The 17,278-nt window shown below is 73.3% G+C and carries 16 protein-coding genes and 3 tRNA genes; 7 read left to right on the top strand and 12 right to left on the bottom strand.

Annotation, left to right across the window (positions count from 1 at the left end; genetic code table 11):
• Nucleotides 1-24 precede the first annotated feature (24 nt).
• Complete coding sequence (gene yczE, locus JOE68_RS16745) at nucleotides 25-654, top strand: membrane protein YczE (protein WP_204843272.1); 630 nt, start codon at nucleotides 25-27, stop codon at nucleotides 652-654.
• Here yczE and JOE68_RS16740 read toward each other — a convergent pair.
• Together JOE68_RS16740 and JOE68_RS16735 are read right to left on the bottom strand one after the other, a co-directional pair.
• A complete protein-coding gene (locus tag JOE68_RS16740; protein ID WP_204843271.1) occupies nucleotides 623-1,150 on the bottom strand; it encodes a Clp protease N-terminal domain-containing protein in 528 nt (175 codons plus the stop codon). The two genes, yczE and JOE68_RS16740, sit on opposite strands and share 32 nt — an antisense overlap.
• Complete coding sequence (locus tag JOE68_RS16735) at nucleotides 1,147-1,359, bottom strand: helix-turn-helix domain-containing protein (RefSeq protein WP_204843270.1); 213 nt, start codon at nucleotides 1,357-1,359, stop codon at nucleotides 1,147-1,149. The genes JOE68_RS16740 and JOE68_RS16735 overlap by 4 nt, the downstream gene beginning before the upstream one ends.
• Before the next feature lie 63 nt (nucleotides 1,360-1,422).
• Between JOE68_RS16735 and JOE68_RS16730 the strand changes: the two genes are divergently transcribed.
• Nucleotides 1,423-2,184, top strand: a complete 762-nt coding sequence (locus JOE68_RS16730) for a protein phosphatase 2C domain-containing protein (RefSeq protein ID WP_204843269.1) — start codon at nucleotides 1,423-1,425, stop codon at nucleotides 2,182-2,184.
• A gap of 177 nt (nucleotides 2,185-2,361) precedes the next feature.
• On the opposite strand, the gene JOE68_RS16725 is transcribed toward JOE68_RS16730, so the two are convergent.
• From JOE68_RS16725 to JOE68_RS16710, 4 genes are all read right to left on the bottom strand, one after another.
• A tRNA-Phe gene (locus JOE68_RS16725) sits at nucleotides 2,362-2,438 on the bottom strand.
• 35 nt (nucleotides 2,439-2,473) lie between these two features.
• Nucleotides 2,474-2,547 (bottom strand) — tRNA-Asp (locus tag JOE68_RS16720).
• Nucleotides 2,548-2,560: 13 nt separating this feature from the next.
• Nucleotides 2,561-2,633: transfer RNA gene (locus tag JOE68_RS16715), tRNA-Glu, on the bottom strand.
• Nucleotides 2,634-2,873: 240 nt separating this feature from the next.
• On the bottom strand, nucleotides 2,874-3,116 hold the full coding sequence (locus JOE68_RS16710; RefSeq protein WP_121010399.1) for a hypothetical protein: 243 nt from the start codon (nucleotides 3,114-3,116) through the stop codon (nucleotides 2,874-2,876).
• Nucleotides 3,117-3,281: 165 nt separating this feature from the next.
• Here JOE68_RS16710 and JOE68_RS16705 point away from each other — a divergent pair, with 165 nt between their 5' ends.
• The 4 genes from JOE68_RS16705 (at nucleotide 3,282) to JOE68_RS16690 (ending at nucleotide 6,639) form a co-directional block, all read left to right on the top strand.
• Nucleotides 3,282-3,677, top strand: coding sequence for a hypothetical protein (locus JOE68_RS16705; RefSeq protein WP_204843268.1), 396 nt, complete (start codon nucleotides 3,282-3,284; stop codon nucleotides 3,675-3,677).
• Nucleotides 3,678-3,717: 40 nt separating this feature from the next.
• Nucleotides 3,718-3,927: a heavy-metal-associated domain-containing protein gene (locus JOE68_RS16700; protein WP_204843267.1), complete on the top strand. Its 210-nt coding sequence runs from the start codon at nucleotides 3,718-3,720 to the stop codon at nucleotides 3,925-3,927.
• Nucleotides 3,927-6,131, top strand: coding sequence for a heavy metal translocating P-type ATPase (locus JOE68_RS16695; RefSeq protein WP_204843266.1), 2,205 nt, complete (start codon nucleotides 3,927-3,929; stop codon nucleotides 6,129-6,131). Before JOE68_RS16700 ends, JOE68_RS16695 begins: the two co-directional genes overlap by 1 nt.
• A gap of 199 nt (nucleotides 6,132-6,330) precedes the next feature.
• Nucleotides 6,331-6,639, top strand: coding sequence for a hypothetical protein (locus JOE68_RS16690; protein WP_204843265.1), 309 nt, complete (start codon nucleotides 6,331-6,333; stop codon nucleotides 6,637-6,639).
• Between the two features lie 105 nt (nucleotides 6,640-6,744).
• On the opposite strand, the gene JOE68_RS16685 is transcribed toward JOE68_RS16690, so the two are convergent.
• Together JOE68_RS16685 and JOE68_RS16680 are read right to left on the bottom strand one after the other, a co-directional pair.
• Nucleotides 6,745-6,948, bottom strand: coding sequence for a cold-shock protein (locus tag JOE68_RS16685; protein ID WP_204843264.1), 204 nt, complete (start codon nucleotides 6,946-6,948; stop codon nucleotides 6,745-6,747).
• Between the two features lie 218 nt (nucleotides 6,949-7,166).
• A complete protein-coding gene (locus JOE68_RS16680; protein ID WP_204843263.1) occupies nucleotides 7,167-7,994 on the bottom strand; it encodes a glutamate ABC transporter substrate-binding protein in 828 nt (275 codons plus the stop codon).
• A gap of 438 nt (nucleotides 7,995-8,432) precedes the next feature.
• Between JOE68_RS16680 and JOE68_RS16675 the strand changes: the two genes are divergently transcribed.
• Complete coding sequence (locus JOE68_RS16675) at nucleotides 8,433-8,957, top strand: hypothetical protein (protein WP_204843262.1); 525 nt, start codon at nucleotides 8,433-8,435, stop codon at nucleotides 8,955-8,957.
• A 98-nt stretch (nucleotides 8,958-9,055) separates the two neighbouring features.
• Here JOE68_RS16675 and JOE68_RS16670 read toward each other — a convergent pair whose 3' ends face one another.
• The 4 genes from JOE68_RS16670 to JOE68_RS16655 form a co-directional block, all read right to left on the bottom strand.
• Complete coding sequence (locus JOE68_RS16670) at nucleotides 9,056-13,957, bottom strand: DNA repair ATPase (protein WP_307819712.1); 4,902 nt, start codon at nucleotides 13,955-13,957, stop codon at nucleotides 9,056-9,058.
• 8 nt (nucleotides 13,958-13,965) lie between these two features.
• Nucleotides 13,966-15,972, bottom strand: a complete 2,007-nt coding sequence (locus JOE68_RS16665) for an SPFH domain-containing protein (RefSeq protein WP_204843261.1) — start codon at nucleotides 15,970-15,972, stop codon at nucleotides 13,966-13,968.
• Nucleotides 15,972-16,532, bottom strand: a complete 561-nt coding sequence (locus JOE68_RS16660; RefSeq protein WP_204843260.1) for a hypothetical protein — start codon at nucleotides 16,530-16,532, stop codon at nucleotides 15,972-15,974. Before JOE68_RS16660 ends, JOE68_RS16665 begins: the two co-directional genes overlap by 1 nt.
• Nucleotides 16,533-16,680: 148 nt before the next feature.
• Nucleotides 16,681-17,235, bottom strand: a complete 555-nt coding sequence (locus JOE68_RS16655) for a TetR/AcrR family transcriptional regulator (RefSeq protein ID WP_204843259.1) — start codon at nucleotides 17,233-17,235, stop codon at nucleotides 16,681-16,683.
• Between the last annotated feature and the right edge of the window lie 43 nt (nucleotides 17,236-17,278).

Raw genomic sequence — 17,278 nt, 5'->3', positions numbered from 1 at the left:
CCAATCAACGCCCAGGATGGCCGCATGCTCGCCGCCCTCACACCCGTCCCGGTGTCCGTCTCCCCCGTCCGCCGCCTGCCCCAGCTGTTCGCGGGGCTCTGGCTCTACGGCGCGAGCATGGCGCTGCAGATCCGCGCGACGCTGGGCCTGGACCCGTGGGACGTGCTGCACGAGGGCCTGACCAGGCGCACCGGCCTGAGCTTCGGCACGGTCACCATCCTCGTCGGCGCGCTGGTCCTGCTCTGCTGGATCCCCCTGCGGCAGCGCCCCGGCGTCGGCACGGTCAGCAACGTCTTCCTGATCGGCATCGCGGTCGACGTGACCCTCGCCCTCGTCCCCGCCCCCGCGGAGCTGCTGCCGCGCGTCCTGCTGCTGGTGGCGGGCATCGTGCTCAACGGGCTGGCCGCCGCCGTCTACATCGGGGCGCGGCTCGGCCCCGGCCCGCGCGACGGCCTCACGACCGGTTTCTGCGCGCGGACCGGGACGTCGCTGCGCCTGGTGCGGACCGCGGTGGAGCTGGCGGTGCTGGCCGGCGGCTGGCTGCTGGGCGGCACGGTCGGCGTCGGCACCGTCCTGTACGCCCTGGCCATCGGCCCGCTCACGCAGGCGTTCCTGCCGCTGGTCACCTGGGTGAGCCCGCGACCCGCCGCCTGACCCCGGGGTAGTCGACGCCGCGGGCCCCGAGGACCTCGGCCGCGAGGCCGGGCCCGGACAGCAGCGCCAGCACCAGGTGCTCCTCGCCGAGCGTGCCGTGGCCGAGGTCGCGGGCCTCGACGAGGCCGCGGGCCACCACCCGCTTGACCGCCGCGGTGAACGGCGGCCCGAACCACCGCCGCTTCGGCGCGGGGCCCGCGGCCAGCGCGCCCTCGCCGAGCGACCGCTCGACCGAGGCCACGACCTCGTCGACGTCGATGCCCAGCCCCTGCAGCGCCGCCGCGTCGGCCCCGCTCAGCCCGCCCCTGCGGCGGGCTGAGCGGAGGTCCGCCTCGACCTCGTCCCGCCGCACGCCGAACGACGCCAGCACGGGCGCGTCCAGCACCGCCAGCAGCAGGTGCTCCGGCGCGACCTCGGTCGCCGCCGCCCGCCGGGCCTCCTCGACGGCGCCCTGCACCGCCGTGCGGGCCTCCCTGGTGAACCGCTCCCCGATCATCGGCTTCCCCCGTGCTTCTTGTGGACCGCCTGCCTGCTGACGCCCAGCTCGGCCGCGATCTCCTGCCAGGACCAGCCCCGGACGCGGGCGTTGCGCACCTGGGCCGCTTCGAGCTGCTCGAGCAGCCGGCGCAGTGCGCTGACCGCCCGCAGCCCGACCCGGGGGTCCTGGTCGCCCGCCGCCGAGGCGAGTCGCGTTGCCTCCGTCATGACGTCAACCATGGTTGACAAACGCCGCCTTGTCAACCCTGGTTGACGATAGGCTCGGAGTCGATGCCCGAGATCAGCACCGCCGAGCGCGCCGGGGTCGGCAACGACGGCCGGCCCCGGCCCACCGAAGACCGGATCGTCGTCCTCCCCAACGCCGTGGTCGTGCTCGACGGGGCCACCTCCCCGACACCGAGGGAGCGCGACGGCGGCTGGCACTCGCGCGCCCTGGCCGCCGAGTTCCTGGCCGGCGGGTCCCGGGGCCTGCGCGGCGACCTGGCCGACGAGCTGGCCGGCGCCATCGACCGGCTCGCGACCGGGCACGGTCTGGCGCCCGGCGACTCGCCGTCCAGCACGGTCGCGATCGTGCGCTGGACCGGGGACTCGGTCGACGCCCTGGTGCTCGCGGACAGCCCCGTGGTGGTGTTCGGGGACCCGGCGGTGGAGGTGGTGTCCGACGACCGGCTGCGGGACCTGCGCGGCCGGGTCGACCGGGTGACCGACTGGCGCAACCGCGAGGGCGGCTTCTGGGTCGCCGAGGCCGACCCGGCCGCCGCGTACCGGGCGGTGCGGCGGTCGTGGCCGCGCGACGCCGTCCACACCGCCCTGATCGCCACCGACGGCGTCTCGTGCGGGGTGGACGAGTACGGGCTCTTCGCGGATTGGCGAAGCGTGTTGGACATCACGACCGGGGAAGGCCCGGAGGCCGTGCTGGACCGGATCCGGGCGGCGGAGGCCGACGACCCGGACCGCGTCCGGTGGCCGCGGCCCAAGGTGCACGACGACCAGGCGCTGGCCGTGCTGCGATTCCGCGACGCGCGCCGGTGAGACCCGGATCGCCGGGATTTTTCCCCCGTGGCGGAACGCACACCGGCGCCGGTTTCCCCGACCGGGTGAGTGAAGCCCGGCGGAACGCGGTGGCCCGCGCGGCGCCGGACGGGAATCGGGGACCGGAACGCGAAAGGCCCCCGTCGACGACGGGGGCCTTTTCGGCGTCTCCAAGCGTGGTGGCCAGGGGCGGGGTCGAACCGCCGACCTACCGCTTTTCAGGCGGTCGCTCGTACCAACTGAGCTACCTGGCCAGGTAGCGGCCCGGCCATGCAGCCGAACAGCCTTGCGACCCAGACGGGACTCGAACCCGCGACCTTCGCCGTGACAGGGCGACGCGCTAACCAACTGCGCCACTGGGCCTTGCTCTACTACGTGCCCCCAACGGGATTCGAACCCGCGCTACCGCCTTGAAAGGGCGGGGTCCTAGGCCGCTAGACGATGGGGACCCGGTTCCTCCGGAAGCCTCTTGGGCCACCTTCGTCCCAGGCCCTCCACGCTGTCCGGTGGAAGCATCGTAAGCATAGGGCACGAGTGCCATCTACTCCAAAACGGGGGTGGCACAAGTGTTTGACCTGCGATTCCACGCCCGTTCACGGTCACCGGGGCCGGTGCGCGCACCCCCTCGCGGCCGGCCCGCGACGCACCCCGGGGAGCGCGCCGCGGGCGGGCCGCCCACCCGACGGGTCCTACCGCTGGACGGGTGGCGCGCCCCCGTCCTCGCCCGGTGACAGCCCGAGCATGTCGAGCAGCAGCCGGCAGTCCTCGGCGCTGGTCGCGCCGCGGGCCACGGACAGCCGTGCGCGGTGGACCTGCTCGTCCGAGATCCGCGATGGTTCGCCGGTTCGCTGCGCGGGCACCCCACCGCCCGGCCTGGACATGATGTCGTCCTGGTTCCACAGGAACTGACGTACTTCTAGCGACCCGCTCATGACGCCTCCCCGACTTGAGGTTGGCGCGAGGCTAAGCGAGCCCGTCGAACCACCGCAGCCCCCCGCAGAGTGATTCCAAGGCAACGCAGTGTCACTTTCCGTGCAGGTGATCCAGTGTCAAGCAGCACGTGATGTGCTTGGCGCGAACAACGAGAGGGTGGACCCATGACCAACCCGGACCCCGGCCCGCAGCCCGCGGGCGCCACGCCGACCCCCCCGGACGACTCCCCCGAAGCAGTGTCCGAAGCGGTGGCCGACGCCGCCGGGGGCCCGCCCGCGCCCGACCCGACCGGGGACCCGGGCCGCCCCGCGAGCGCACCGGAACAGGCCGCTTCCGGGCAGGCCGCGCCCGAGCAGGCCGCCCCGACGGCCCCCGCGGACCCCCAGGAGCTGTTCGGCAGCCTCTCGCTGGCGGCGATCGAGGCCGACATCGACGCGATGATGAACGACAAGATGACCGAGCTGGACGGGATGCTCGCCGGCCTGGAGGAGCTGGTGGTGAAGCTGGAGGGCGAGCTGACCCAGCTGGAGGCCCCACCGGATGATAGCCCTACCCCCTAGGGGTATCCTGGGCGGACCAGCCAACAGGAACGAGGGGCCCATGTCCGTCACCACCACGTACACCGTCAGCGGCATGACCTGCGGCCACTGCGCGAACTCCGTCACCGAGGAGCTGACCGCGGTGGACGGCGTCACCGGCGTCGACGTCCAGCTCGCCAGCGGCGAGGTCACCGTGACCAGCACGCGCGAGCTGACCAGGGACGAGGTCGGCGCGGCCGTCACCGAAGCGGGCTACGAGCTGGTCGGCTGATGACCGCCGCGGAGACCACCGGCCGCGTCGAGCTGGCCATCACCGGCATGACGTGCGCGTCGTGCGCGAACCGGATCGAGCGCAAGCTGAACAAGCTCGACGGGGTCACCGCGTCGGTCAACTACGCGACCGAGAAGGCCAGCGTCGAGTTCGCGCCGGGCACGGCGGTGGCGGACCTGGTCTCCGCGGTGGAGGCCGCCGGGTACGCGGCGAGCCCGGAGCAGCCCGCGCAGGACGAGGCGGGCGAGGCGGGCGAGCTGGGCGAGCGGGTCGCGATCGCGGCGCTCCTGGGCGCGCCGGTCGTCGTCCTGAGCATGGTGCCCGCCTGGCAGTTCCCCGGCTGGCAGTGGTTCTCGCTGGCGCTGGCCGCTGTCGTGGTGTGGGTGTGCGGGTGGCCGTTCCACCGGGCCGCGGCCGTCAACGCCCGGCACGGCGCGAGCACCATGGACACGCTGGTGTCGATGGGCGTGGTCGTGGCCTTCCTGTGGTCGCTCTACGCGCTGGTGTTCGGGGAGGCGGGCGCCCTGGGGATGCGGCACGGGTTCAGCCTCGTGCCGCGCCCGTCCACGACCGGGGACATCTACCTGGAGGTCGCGGTCGGCGTCACGGTGTTCCTGCTGCTCGGCCGGTGGCTGGAGGCGCGGTCCAAGCGCCGGGCGGGCTCGGCGCTGCGCGCGCTGCTGGAGCTGGGCGCCAAGGACGTCAGCGTCCTGGAGGACGGCCGCGAGACCCGCGTCCCGATCGCGCGGCTCGGGGTGGGCCGGCGGTTCGTCGTCCGCCCGGGCGAGCGCATCGCCACCGACGGCGTGGTGGTCGAGGGCTCCTCGGCGGTGGACCGCTCGATGGTGACCGGCGAGTCGGTGCCCGAGGAGGTCCGCGCGGGCGACCCGGTGGTCGGCGGCACGGTCAACGCGGGCGGGCGGCTGGTCGTGGAGGCCACCGAGGTCGGCCAGGGCACCCAGCTGGCCCGCATGGCGCGGATGGTCGAGCAGGCGCAGTCGGGCAAGGCGCGGGTGCAGCGGCTGGCCGACCGGGTCTCGGCGGTGTTCGTGCCGGTCGTCCTGGGCATCGCGGTGCTGACGCTGGCCGGGTGGCTGCTGGCCGGGCGCCCGCTGGAGTTCGCGGTCACGGCGGCGGTCGCGGTGCTGGTCATCGCGTGCCCGTGCGCGCTGGGCCTGGCGACGCCGACGGCGCTGCTGGTCGGCACGGGCCGGGGCGCGCAGCTGGGCATCCTGGTGAAGGGCCCGGAGGTGCTGGAGTCGACCCGGCGGGTGGACACCGTGGTGCTGGACAAGACCGGCACGGTGACCACGGGCCGGCTGGAGCTGGTCGACGTGGTGCCGGCGGACGGCGTCACGCGCGAGGAGCTGCTGACCGCCGCGGGCGCGGTCGAGCACGGCTCGGAGCACCCCATCGCGGCGGCGGTCGTGCGCGGCGCGCTGGCCGAGGTCGACCGGCTGCCCGAGGTCTCCGACTTCGCCAACCGCGAGGGCCTGGGCGTCACGGCGGTGCTGGCCGGCCGCCGGGTGACCGCCGGGCGGCCGAGCCTGGTCGAGCTGCCGGACGCGCTGCTGGCCGAGGCCGAGCGGTTGCGGGAGCTGGGGCGCACGGTGGTCGCGGTGGCCGCCGACGACGAGCCGCTGGGGCTGCTGTCGGTCACCGACGGCGTGAAGCCCACCAGCGCGCGGGCGGTGCGCGAGCTGCGGGCGCTGGGCCTGCGCCCGGTGTTGCTGACCGGCGACCACGAGGTCGTCGCCCGCGCCGTGGCGGCCGAGGTGGGCGTCGACGAGGTGATCGCCGGCGTGCTGCCCGCCGGGAAGGTGGACGTGGTGCGGCACCTGCAGGCGGAGGGCCGCGTGGTGGCGATGGTCGGCGACGGGGTGAACGACGCGCCGGCGCTGGCGGCGGCCGACCTCGGGCTGGCGATGGGCACCGGCACGGACGTCGCGATCGAGGCGGGCGACCTGACCCTGGTGCGGGGCGACCTGCGGGCGGCGGCGGACGCGATCCGGCTGTCCCGCCGGACCCTGCGCACCATCAAGGGAAATCTTTTCTGGGCGTTCGCCTACAACGTGGCGGGTTTGCCGCTCGCGGCGCTGGGATTGTTGAATCCCATGCTCGCGGGGGCCGCGATGGCCGGTTCGAGCATCTTCGTGGTGACCAACAGCCTGCGGCTGCGCGGGTTCCAGCCATCGACAAGCTGAAGATTTACGGTCAACCCACTCCCCAGGCCCACGTGCACGTGCAACAATCCGAATTGCTGACACACCCCCGGTCAGCGCCTGTGGAGATCCCCTCCGGCCCCCGCGTTCCTCCCCCTGGCGCGGGGGCCTCTCCAGGCACAGACCTGTGAGCAGAGCCACAGTTCGGACCGTTCCGCAACGCAACCGTTATCGTGGCGCGGTGCCACTTGGATCGCTAGGACGCAACAGGTCCGGCCGCCACCGCCCGCCGGCCAAGGAGCAGGAGGAACTCCTGCCCGACGAGGAGCTGACCTCGTACCTGGCGGCGCTCGCGCCGGAGACCGCGGACGCCGAGACGACGACCGGCAACAGCTTCGGCAACGCGCAGGTCTACCAGCTCCGCCTCCAGCTGGTGGCGAACGAGCAGCTGAAGGAGCTGGCCGCCGAGCGGCAGACCTCGCCGCAGGCGCTGGCCACGGAGTGGGTCATGCAGCGCCTGGAGTGGGAGGCCCGCCAGCGCGGCCTGTGACCGCCGCCGGCCCCGGAGGTCCTCGCCGACCCCGGTCGCGGCGCCCGATCACGCGACAGGCCCCCGACCGGGGAACCGGTCGGGGGCCTGTCGTCGTGAAGGGGATCAGACCTTCCGCACGTTCTGGGCCTGCGGACCCTTGGTGCCCTGGCCGATCTCGAACTCGACCCGCTCGTTCTCCTCCAGCGTCCGGAACCCCTGACCCTGGATCTCCGAGTAGTGGACGAACACGTCCGGCCCGCCGTTCTCCTGGGCGATGAAGCCGAAGCCCTTCTCGGAGTTGAACCACTTGACAGTGCCCAGTGCCATGTACCTGCCTCCATCGCAGGAAAGCTTGGGGCTGCACCGTGCAGCCCCGGCCGTCCCGGGGCGTCCACCCCGCCCCGGAGGAGCGGGGAGCGCACGCCCGCGCGTCGTTCCGCGAGCGTGAGACACGAACACAGAAACCACGGCCTGCGCTGGCGAGCGTAACGGTTGGCCACGCCCAGCACTACCACCGAACACCGGCCGGTGAACGGCCCCCGCCCCTACTTCTCGGTGACCTGCGGGGGTTCCGGCAGCTTCACGCCGGAGCGGCCGATGTTGCGCTCCAGCGCCCGGCGCCACTCGCCGGACCGGACCATCTTCTCCAGGGCGGCGTTGACCTTCGCCCGCCCCTCGGAGTCGGCCTTGGCCAGGCCCACGCCGTACCGCTCGGTGGTGAACGCCTCGCCCACCAGCTTCAGCAGCTCCGGGTTCTCCGCGACGTAGCCCGCGAGGATCGCCTCGTCGGTCGTGACGGCGTCGACGTTGCCCGCCAGCAGCCCCGTGACGCAGTCGGAGTACTGGCCGTACTCCACCAGCTGCACGCCCTGCGCGAACTCCGTCTTGACCTTCTGCGCGGACGTCGAGGCGGTCACCGAGCAGAGCTTCTTGCCGTTCAACGTCTGCGGGCCGGTGATGTCGGCCTCGGTGTAGCGCACCAGCAGGCCCTGGCCGGTCTGGAAGTACGGCCCGGCGAAGGAGACCTGCTCCTTGCGCTTGTCGGTGATCGAGTAGGTGGCGACGACGAAGTCCACGTCGCCGCTGGTGATCATGTCCTCCCGGTTGGCGGAGCGGGCTTCCTTCCAGGTGATGCCGGACTCGGGCACGCCGAGCTGCTCCGCCACGTACTTGGCGACGTCCACGTCGAACCCGACGTACTTGCCGTCGAGCCTGCGCTGCGCCATGCCGGGCTGGTCGAACCGGATGCCGATGGTCAGGTTGCCGTCGTCGGCCTTGCCTTCGAGCGTGTCGTCGCCGGCTCCACCGCAGGCGGAGACGAGCGTGAGCGCTGCCACCACCGCGGTCGCGGGCAGCAGTCGTCGCAACAGCATGGGCTGTGAACCTCTCGGTGCTCGGGTACGCGGTGCGGATCGACGCACCGAACGTTCCTCATGCTAGGCACCGCCATCGGCGTCCCCGATGCGACAAAGGTCTCATCGGCCCAACCGCGCGTTCCGAACGGAGCAACGACGGGTGTGATGTCGGGCGATCGCCTATACCGGGGTCCCCCGCGGCGCCCGCGGGCCCGGTGCCGCGGTCTCCGGCTCCCCCTCCGCCGTCGGGCGGTCGAGTCGGCGGATCACCTTGGCAGGCCGGGGATTCCACCGCCGGTGGGTGTGGTGTGAAGAGTGGACGGAGATCGCTCACCTGCCCGAACACCATGGCGCGTAACGCCTTCGGGCGGTGGAGCGATTCCACGTGACCACCGTGGTGTGCCGTCTGGAGCGGGTGCAGGGATGAGCAGGGGCAGGCGTGTCACGTTAGCCGGGATGGCAGGGGTGCTGGTGCTCGGCGCTTCGCTGGCGATGGTGCTCACGATGGGCGGACCGCGCCCGGTGGACGTGCGGCGGGTGGACCTGGCCCCCGCGCCGCCGGGTGAGCTGAGCGCCACCCACACGACCACCATCGGGATCCACCAGTCCACGACGGCGGTCCTGGCGCCGCCACCGCCGCCGCCACCCGCGCAGCAGGTCGCGACCGGCACGGCGACGTCGGCCGACCCGCCGCCCGGTCCACCGCAGGTGACGACGACGCCCGCCGCGCCGGGCAGGCCGAGCGCGCCGCCGACCCGCCCGCGCCCGGACCACTGCGACCGCAACTACGCCACCGACGGCGGCTGCGTCCCGTGGCTGCTCCCGCTGGGCGTCCGGCAAGCCTGCGAGTGGCTGCGCGAGCACGGCCTGACCCGCATCGAGGTCCGCGGCCGGGACCGGCACCGGCTGGACCCGGACCGGGACGGCATCGCCTGCGAGCCGGACGAGGACCGGCCCCGCCGCGGCCGGGGTCGGTCCTAGCGCCGGTCCCCGGAACCGACACCGCACCGGAACCGGATACCGGCGCCGCGCACGAGCCGGTCACGGCACCGCGCCGGCCCCGGCCCCCGGCAGCGCTCCTAGCGCTGCGCCAGGCGGTCGATCGCCCCGCCCACCCGGTCCGCCAGCAGCCCCACCGCGCCCACGGCCCGGCTCACCGGGTCGCCGTCCGCGCCGCCCAGGGCCCGGGCGCGCCGGTAGGCGGCCTTGACCTCGTCCCACCGCCGGGCCTGCTCGGCGGTCAGCGTGCCGCGCAACTCGGCCAGCTTCAACAGGTTCGCCTCCGCGCCGGTCGTCAGCGCCTGCGCCTCGCCGAGGTAGTGGTCGTCGACGACGGCCGCCAGCTCCGCGTCGTTCATCACCGGCACGATCCTCTCCGCCAGCTTGTTCATGTTGCGGTAGGAGCCCTGGAGGCGGAACGGCGGTTCGACGCGGGACTCCTCCGACTGCGCGGCGGAGGCGATGTAAGCCTGGTTGTTGGCCAGCACGACCTCCTGCACGCGCAGCAGCTTGCGCAGCACGGAGAGCACCTGCTCCAGCTCGACCGGGGTGTACGGGTGGCTCAGCAGGTCCGCGCGGACCTGCTCGCCCCGGGCCATCCGGACCAGCAGCTCCACGTCGCCCCGGTCCCTGGTGGACAGCGGGGCCAGCACGGCGTTGGAGGTCAGCGCGTTCTCGACGTAGCTCAGCGCGAACAGGTCCTCGCGGCCGGACAGCACGTCGCCCAGGTTCCACACGTCGGCGCGGTTGGCCAGCATGTCGGGCACCCGGAACCGCTGCCCCGACTCGGTGTACGGGTTGCCCGCCATGCACACCGCGAACCGCTTGCCGCGCAGGTCGTAGGTGCGGGTGCGGCCGTTCCACACGCCTTCCATGCGGCGCTGGGCGTCGCACAGGGAGATGAACTTCTGGAGCAGCTCCGGCGACGTGTGCTGGATGTCGTCCAGGTAGAGCAGCACGTTGTTGCCGCTCTCCAGGGCGAAGGAGATCTTCTCCACCTCCTGCCGCGCGGTGGCGTTCGGCGCGTCGGCCGGGTCGACGCTGGTCACGTCGTGGCCCAGCGCCGGTCCGTTGACCTTGACGAACACCAGCCCGAGCCGGTTGGCGACGTACTCCACCAGCGTCGTCTTGCCGTAGCCGGGCGGGGAGATCAGCAGCAGCAGGCCCATCTGGTCGGTGCGCTTGCCCTCGCCCGCCGCGCCGAGCTGCTTGGCCAGGTTGTCGCCGATCAGCGGCAGGTAGACCTCGTCGAGCAACCGGTTGCGCACGAACGCGCTCATCACCCGCGGCCGGTACTCGTCCAGCCGCAGCCGCTGCCTCTCCCGCGCCACCAGGTCGTTGCGCAGCTTCTGGTAGGCGCGGAACGCGGGTGCGCGCTCCTCGCGGAACCGCCGGGTGCGGGCCAGCAGCTCGTCCAGCCGGAAGTCCAGCCGGCGGTCGGTGATCCGGGGGTGCGCGCCGAGCAGACCGTCCACAGTGGCCCGCAGCTGCGCGGACGACTCGCGCCGCGGCAGGTCGCCGCACAGCTCGAGGGCGACCGCCTCGGGCAGGTCCGGGTCGTCGCGGCCGGCCAGGAACGCCTCGTACCAGCCCTCCACCAGCGCGCGGCGGTCGTCCAGGTCCGGGAACGCGCGCAGGTCCTCCTCGAACTCCGCGCGGTCGCCCAGGGCCCGGTGGAACGCCCCGGTCAGCGCCCGCGCGGCGGCGCTGGTGGCGAACCCGAACGGCGTGCCGCACAGCTCCTCGAACAGGTACTCGCCGGCCAGCGGGTCGCCGGCGTGCCCGGCCAGTTCCGCGCACAGCCCGTCGATCGCCGCGGTGTGCCCGAACTTCGCCCGCGCGCGGCCCAGCGACGCGGCCCGGCGCGACCAGCGGGCCCTGGTCCCCTCGTCGGACCGCGCCCACAGCAGCTGCGCGGCGGCCCGCGCGGACGGCGGGTAGCGCAGCACGCCCGCGCCCGCGTGCAGGGGCAGCAGCGCGTCGAGGATCCTCGCGGCGTCGTGGTCGTGCACGCCGCGCTCGTAGCCCTCGTCGAGCCGGGCCTCGGCGGCCCGGCGGACCAGGTCGGGCAGCGTGCCCCCGGCCGCGGCGGCGTGCAGCTCGGCCGCCGGCCGCTCGGCGAGGACCGCCGCGGCCAGGTGCTCCGCCCGGTAGACCTCGGCGGTCTCGGACACCAGCAGCTGGTCCCAGAACGGCCTGGTGGCCGCGAAACCCGGGTCCTGCACCGGGGCGCGGAAGTCCGTGCCGGTGATGGCGAACGACAGCCCGTCGCCCCCCGGCACGAGGGTCAGGTCCAGCGGCTGGGTGTTGACCGCGAACCGGTGCCTGCCCAGCCTGATCGTCTCGCCGTCGAACAGGTCGAGCCGGTCGCGCAGCGCGCGGCCCGCCTCCTGCCGGGCGGCCAGCACCCGCCCGTCCAGCTCCTCGGCGCGCACCTGGTCGCCCAGGTCGCGCAGCTCCCCGGCCACGGCCCGGACCTTGACGACCATCGGGTCGGACGCGAAGTAGGTGTTGACCTCGTCCAGCGACCCGAGCGCCGCGGCCCGCCGCGCGATGCCGGCCAGGATGCGCTCGGCCGACTCGGCGAGCCGGTCCGCGCGGCGGGCGCGGTCGTCCAGCAGCGCCTGCTTGCGCGAGGAGAACGCCTCGTAGACGTCGGCCCGCCGGTCCACCAGCCGCGCCAGGAAGTCGTCGAACTCCCCGAACCGCGTCTCCAGGCCCTCCAGGTGCAGCAGCAACCGGCCGAGCTGCTCGTCGCAGCGCTGGGGGGTGTCGGCGACCGCGAGCGCGCCCGTGACGGCCTGCCCCAGCAGCGCGAACTCGGCGGCGAACTCGGCGCGGCCCTCGGTGGCCGCGAGGTCGCGCCGCCGACCGTCCACAGTGGCCCGTGCGCGGTTGAACCCGCCCAGGACCTCGCCGATGCGCTCCAGGATCGACGTGCGCACGGTGGCGTCGGCGATGTCGAGCGTGCCGACGACCTCGGCCAGCACCTCGATCCCCCGCTGGCGCTCGGCCAGTTCCGCGGTGACCGGCTCGGCCTCGGCGACCGTGCGGATCGCCCCGGCCCGGTCCACCAGCGCCGCCACCTGCTCGTGGTAGCCGGCGAACGCGTCGTCCCGCCGCAGGTGCTCGACCGCGCGCCGGGCCGCGGAGCCGAGTTCGGCGGCCAGCTCGTCCGCCAGCGCGTCGATGCGGGCCAGGTCGGCGTAGCGCAGCTCCCGGAGGGTGACCAGGTGGCCCTGCTCGGCGCGGAGGTCGGCCAGCAGCCGCACCCACCCGTCCGCGCCGGCGGGCGCCTCGCCGCGGGCGAGGCGGACGGTCGACGCGATCCGCTCCGCCGCCTCGGCCAGCTCCGCCGCGGCCTGGTCGGTCAGCGCCTGGACGGTCTCGAACTCGTCGAGCACCTGCTCGGCGGTCGCGCGCACCTCGGTCAGCGGGGTGCGCAGGTCGCCCAGCTCCGGGTCGCCCAGCCAGTGGTAGGAGTCGAACACCCTGGCGCACGAGGCGATCAGGTCCTCGAAGACGGGCGCGGAGGGCGTCATCCCGCCGGCCAGCCGGCTCACCGACAGGCAGTCCGAGATGCCGCGCACCAGGTCGGCGTTGCCGACCCGCTCCAGCGGCCCGGTGCCGACCGGCTGCGCGGCGGCGTAGGCGTCGGACAGGTACGGCGTCTGCCACACCTGCATCGGGTGCACGCGGGTCGGCTCGTCGCCGAGCACGCGGAAGACCACCATCGTGCCGTCGTCGAACAGCGAGTACCCGTGGCACGTCAGCGGGGTCGCGACCTCCTTGCGGATCACGTTGTAGGGCAGCAGGAGCGAGCGGCCGTCCCGGCGGGCGTGGAAGACGTAGAGCACGTCCTCGCCGTTGGTGGAGCGGATGACCCGCTCGAACTCCAGCTCGTCCACCTCGGTGTCGAACGTCCGGCCCGCCCCGGTGGCGAGGTGGTAGCCGCCGGGGAAGATCAGGCCCTGGTCCTCGGGGAGCCGTTGGCACGCCTGGCCGATGCCGTCCAGCCGCACCACGTCCTTGGTGCGGGTGTTGAACACCAGGTGCCGCCACGCGGTCTCGTTGTACGGGCGGATGCGCAGCAGGACCAGCGGACCGACCCGCGCGTACTGCACGTCCGCGTCGGCCAGCGACTGCAGCGGCTCGTCCACCGGCTCGCGGTAGATCCCCTCGCCGGTCTCGGTGTCGTTCTCCACCTTGACGGTCAGGTCGCCGCCGACCGTCTCGACGAAGACCTCGCCCTCGACGGAGATGTGCGGGTGGCGGCCCAGCACGTGGTGCTCGCGGCCGACCGGCGTCCACTCGAAGTCGTGCGAGGGCGGGAAGGCGTGGTCGCGCTCGCCCCGGTTGTCCAGGTACCGCACGGTCCCGTCGGGCCCGACCTGCCAGCGCAGCACCCTGGTGTCCCCGACGCCCGCGCCGGTCTGGAACACCGCGAGCAGCCTGCCCTCCACCCGCCGCAGCCGCACCAGCCGGGTGTCGCGGTAGTACCGGTACAGCTCGGCGAAGTCGCGCAGGAACTGCGGGTCCCGCAGCAGGCCGGGCAGCTCGTCGCCGGCGTCCTCGAACCGGAACGCGTCGCCGTCGCGCGTGAAGCGGTGCAGCGAGAACACGTCGTCGACCGTCGTCCCCGGCTTGAGGCCGGCGAGGGCGTTGTAGCCGAACAGCATCAGCCCCGAGACCCGCGACCCGCTCGTCCGGGTGGCGGAGACCGGCACGCAGTCGCGCGGGACGCAGTTGTCGGCGGTGCGGATCCGCTCCGTGCCGACGAGGGTCAGCTCGGCGCTGCCGAACACCTCCAGCCGGCGCGCGTTGAGGGCCTCGGCCCGCCGGGCGAGCCCGGCCGCCTGGTCGGCGAGCCGGGCCCGGAGCACCTCGTAGGTGCCCGCGTCCAGCGCGACGGGCGCCGGCCCGGTCGCTGCCGCGGTCGCGGGCGCCGGAGCGGTCGCGGGAGTGGTCGCTGAAGCGGTCACGGAAGCGGTCACGACTGGGTGGCGAGCGCGGCCACCGGCCGCTCGGCGACACCGAGGCGTTGCGCGGCGGCCAGCAGCTCGCGCAGCTTGTCCTGGTCCGGGCCGCCCGAGTTGATCAGCTTGAGCAGCAGCGCCGACACGGTGAGGTCCTTCAGGTCGCCGGTGCCGAACGAGCCCAGGACGCGGCTGATGTCCTGGGTGAAGTCGGCCGAGCCGTTCAACCACGAGGCGCCGAGGGTCCGCGCGACGTCGGAGTGGTCGACGAACCCGTCGAGGCTCTTGCCGGCCGAGATCGCGCCGACAACCCGGTCGAAGAACATGCCGTCGCCGCCCACGATGTCGATGTCGGCGTTCTCCAGCCCCGTCGCCAGCACGCGGGCCTGCGCCTCGGCCACCTGCCGCTGCACGTCGATGCCGGCCAGCCGGACCTCCTTCTCGGCCTCCAGGCGCAGCCGGTACTCCTCGTGCTCGCGGGTCGCGCCGTCCAACGCGGCCATGGCGTTCGCCTTGTCCGCCAGGCCCTCCGCCTCGCCCTTGAGCTTCTCGCGGATCGCCTCGGCGGCGACCAGCGCCTTCTCCCGCTGCACCACGGCTTCCGCGCGGCCGACCTTCTCGACGGCCTCGGCGTCGCGCTCCCGAACCTGCACGTCGGCCAGGCCGGCCGCCGCCGCGTCGGCCTGCTTGCCCTCGGCCAGCCGGATCATCGCCCGGGTGTCCAGCTCGGCGGCCTGCTGGCGCGCCTCGGCGAGCAGCAGCTCCTCGCGGGCCTTGAACTTCGCCGCGGCCTCCGCGGCCTCGGCCGCCTTGATGTCCTTGACCAGGCCCTCCTGCGCCTCGGCCTCGGCCGCGATGACGGTGGTCTGGCGCAGCCGCTCGGCCTCCTCGACCGCCCGCAGCCGCTTGATGTTCTCCTCCTGCTCGGCCACGGTCTTCTCCACCGCGATGCGCTCGCGGACGACCTCGGCGATGGCCCGCTTCTCGCCCTCGACCTCCTTGTCGGCGGAGATGCGGGACAGCTCGGTCTCCCGCTCGCGGCCGATGACCTCCAGCTGGCGGTCCTTCTCGATGCGCTCGGTCTCGATCGCGATCACGCGCTCGCGGTTCTTCTCCGCCACCGCGATCTCGCGGTTCTTGTTCTCGTGCTGGATGCCCAGCTGCTCGTCGGTGCGGATGTTGGCGGTGTGGGCCTTGAGCCGCTCCTCCGCCTGCACCTTGGCGATCTCGGCCTCCTCGCGGGCGCGCATGGTCTCGACCTCGCGCTTCTGCTTGATCTCCGCGTCGGCCCGGCGGCGCTCCAGCTCCAGGATCGCCTCGCGCGCCTCCACGTTCTGGCGCGTGATCTCCTTCTCCTCGCCGCGCTGGTACTCGTTGGTGCGCACGTGCTCGATGGCGGTCAGCTCGGTGATCTTGCGGATGCCCTGCGCGTCCAGGATGTTCGACGGGTTGAGCTGCGCCATCGGCGTCTGCTCCAGGTAGTCGATCGCCGCGTCCTCCAGGCTGTAGCCGTTGAGGTCGGTGCCGATCACCTCGATGATCTGGTCGCGGAACTCGTTGCGCTTGGTGTAGAGGTCGACGAAGTCGAGCTGCTTGCCGACGGTCTTGAGCGCCTCGGAGAACTTGGCGTTGAACAGCTCCTGCAGCGTCGCCTCGTCGCTGGCGCGCGCGGTGCCGATGGCCTGGGCGACCTTGATGACGTCCTCGACGGTCTTGTTGACCCGCACGAAGAACGTGATGCGGATGTCGGCGCGGATGTTGTCCCGGCAGATCAGGCCCTCGACCCCGGAGCGGCGGATCTCGATCGTCTTCACCGAGATGTCCATGATCTCGGCCCGGTGCAGCACCGGCAGCACGATCGCGCCGGTGAACGTCACGTCCACCTTGCGCACCTTGGAGATGATCAGCGCCTTGCCCTGCTCGATCTTGCGGAACAACCGGCTGATCATGATCAGCAACGCGACCAGGACGACGAGGGCGACGGCGATGAGAATGCCGAAGCCGGTGGTGATGACATCCATCAGTGCTCCCGCAGCGGGTAGGTGGGGATCGGTGCGACCCAGAAGAACTCGCCGTCCCGGTCGTAGTCGAAGATCAGCGCGGTGGTGCCCACGGTGAGGTCGTCCCGGCCCGCCTGGCGGACCTGCACGATCGCCGACGAGCCGTCGTCGGCGGTGACCTCGGCCTGCCCGAAGTGCGCGGTCACCGTGCCGGTGCGGATCACGCAGACCCGGCCGACGAAGTCGTTGCGCGACGCGGGCGGCAACGTGGGGTACAGGCGCCGCAGCGGGAGCACGGCCACCCGCGCGGCGAGGTAGCCGACCACCAGCGACCCGACGAGGATCGCGACGTCGAACCCGTCGACGAGGCTGGCGGCGGACAGGCACAGGAACCACGCGATGGGCACCAGCAGGGAGAGCACCACGCTGAACGGCACACCGCCGAGCCCGTAGGCGAGTTCCACACCGGCGTCGAGGTCGACGCCGAACGCCGCGAGGACCCAGAACAGCACCACGGCGGCCAAGAGGATGGTCAGGACGACAGTCGGGAAAGCGAGCGCGGCTGTGAAGAACTCCCCCATGCACCCCCCTCGTGTCGAGAAGGACTGTAACCGGCGAAATAGCTCCGTACCTGGGAAATGACCGAACGCATCGCGGTCGTCGCGCAAGTGGACGAGCGGTTGCGGAGTTTCGGCTGCCCGTCGACGCGACCGGCGGACCCCCGCGCCGTCAGCCGTCCCGCGTTCCGAGCATCCCTCGCAGAACGGTGCGAATCGCTTCGGTGGGCGCGAAATCGGGCTGCGGGTCGGCCAGCTGGTTGGTCAGCAGCCCGTCGATCACGGCCAGCAGCAACCAGAAGTCCCGCACCGGGTCGCGCGACCCCAGCGCGGCCACCAGCGGCACGGCCCACCCGGCGATCCGCCGGTGGGCGTCCGCGATCCGCCCGCCCAGCCCGGGGCGGACGGAGGCTTCCACGAAGACCGCGTGGCGGGCCAGGGTGAGCAGCCGCTCGCGGGCCAGCTCCGCCACCACCCTCCCCACGGCGTCGGCCAGGGCGTCGGGTGTCGACACGTCGCCGGCCAGCCGGCCCCACAGCTCGGCCTCGCGTTCCAGCAGCCGGTCCACCACCCCGTCGACCAGGGCGTCGCGCGTGCGGAAGTGGTTGGAGGTGGACCCCTGCGGCAGCCCGGCGGCGGCGTCCACGGCGCGGTGCGTGAGGCCGCGCGGCCCCGCCGTGCCCAGCACGCCGATCGCCGCGTCGAGCACCCGCTGCCGCCTCGTCACGCCGATCACACTACACCCGTAGTGCTCGGCACTACATCCGTAG

The organism is Saccharothrix algeriensis (genome assembly GCF_016907655.1).
Taxonomy (GTDB): domain Bacteria; phylum Actinomycetota; class Actinomycetes; order Mycobacteriales; family Pseudonocardiaceae; genus Actinosynnema; species Actinosynnema algeriense.
This window is presented reverse-complemented; position numbering and strand designations above follow the sequence as displayed.

Coding starts and splice junctions, on each gene's coding strand:
- JOE68_RS16735 (WP_204843270.1), bottom strand. CDS start 1,359: ATGACGGAGGCAACGCGACTCGCCTCGGCGGCGGGCGACCAGGACCCC.
- JOE68_RS16710 (WP_121010399.1), bottom strand. CDS start 3,116: ATGAGCGGGTCGCTAGAAGTACGTCAGTTCCTGTGGAACCAGGACGAC.
- JOE68_RS16675 (WP_204843262.1), top strand. CDS start 8,433: ATGGCAGGGGTGCTGGTGCTCGGCGCTTCGCTGGCGATGGTGCTCACG.
- JOE68_RS16740 (WP_204843271.1), bottom strand. CDS start 1,150: ATGATCGGGGAGCGGTTCACCAGGGAGGCCCGCACGGCGGTGCAGGGC.
- JOE68_RS16695 (WP_204843266.1), top strand. CDS start 3,927: ATGACCGCCGCGGAGACCACCGGCCGCGTCGAGCTGGCCATCACCGGC.
- yczE (WP_204843272.1), top strand. CDS start 25: ATGCTCGCCGCCCTCACACCCGTCCCGGTGTCCGTCTCCCCCGTCCGC.
- JOE68_RS16665 (WP_204843261.1), bottom strand. CDS start 15,972: ATGGATGTCATCACCACCGGCTTCGGCATTCTCATCGCCGTCGCCCTC.
- JOE68_RS16705 (WP_204843268.1), top strand. CDS start 3,282: ATGACCAACCCGGACCCCGGCCCGCAGCCCGCGGGCGCCACGCCGACC.
- JOE68_RS16680 (WP_204843263.1), bottom strand. CDS start 7,994: ATGCTGTTGCGACGACTGCTGCCCGCGACCGCGGTGGTGGCAGCGCTC.
- JOE68_RS16730 (WP_204843269.1), top strand. CDS start 1,423: ATGCCCGAGATCAGCACCGCCGAGCGCGCCGGGGTCGGCAACGACGGC.
- JOE68_RS16685 (WP_204843264.1), bottom strand. CDS start 6,948: ATGGCACTGGGCACTGTCAAGTGGTTCAACTCCGAGAAGGGCTTCGGC.
- JOE68_RS16700 (WP_204843267.1), top strand. CDS start 3,718: ATGTCCGTCACCACCACGTACACCGTCAGCGGCATGACCTGCGGCCAC.
- JOE68_RS16660 (WP_204843260.1), bottom strand. CDS start 16,532: ATGGGGGAGTTCTTCACAGCCGCGCTCGCTTTCCCGACTGTCGTCCTG.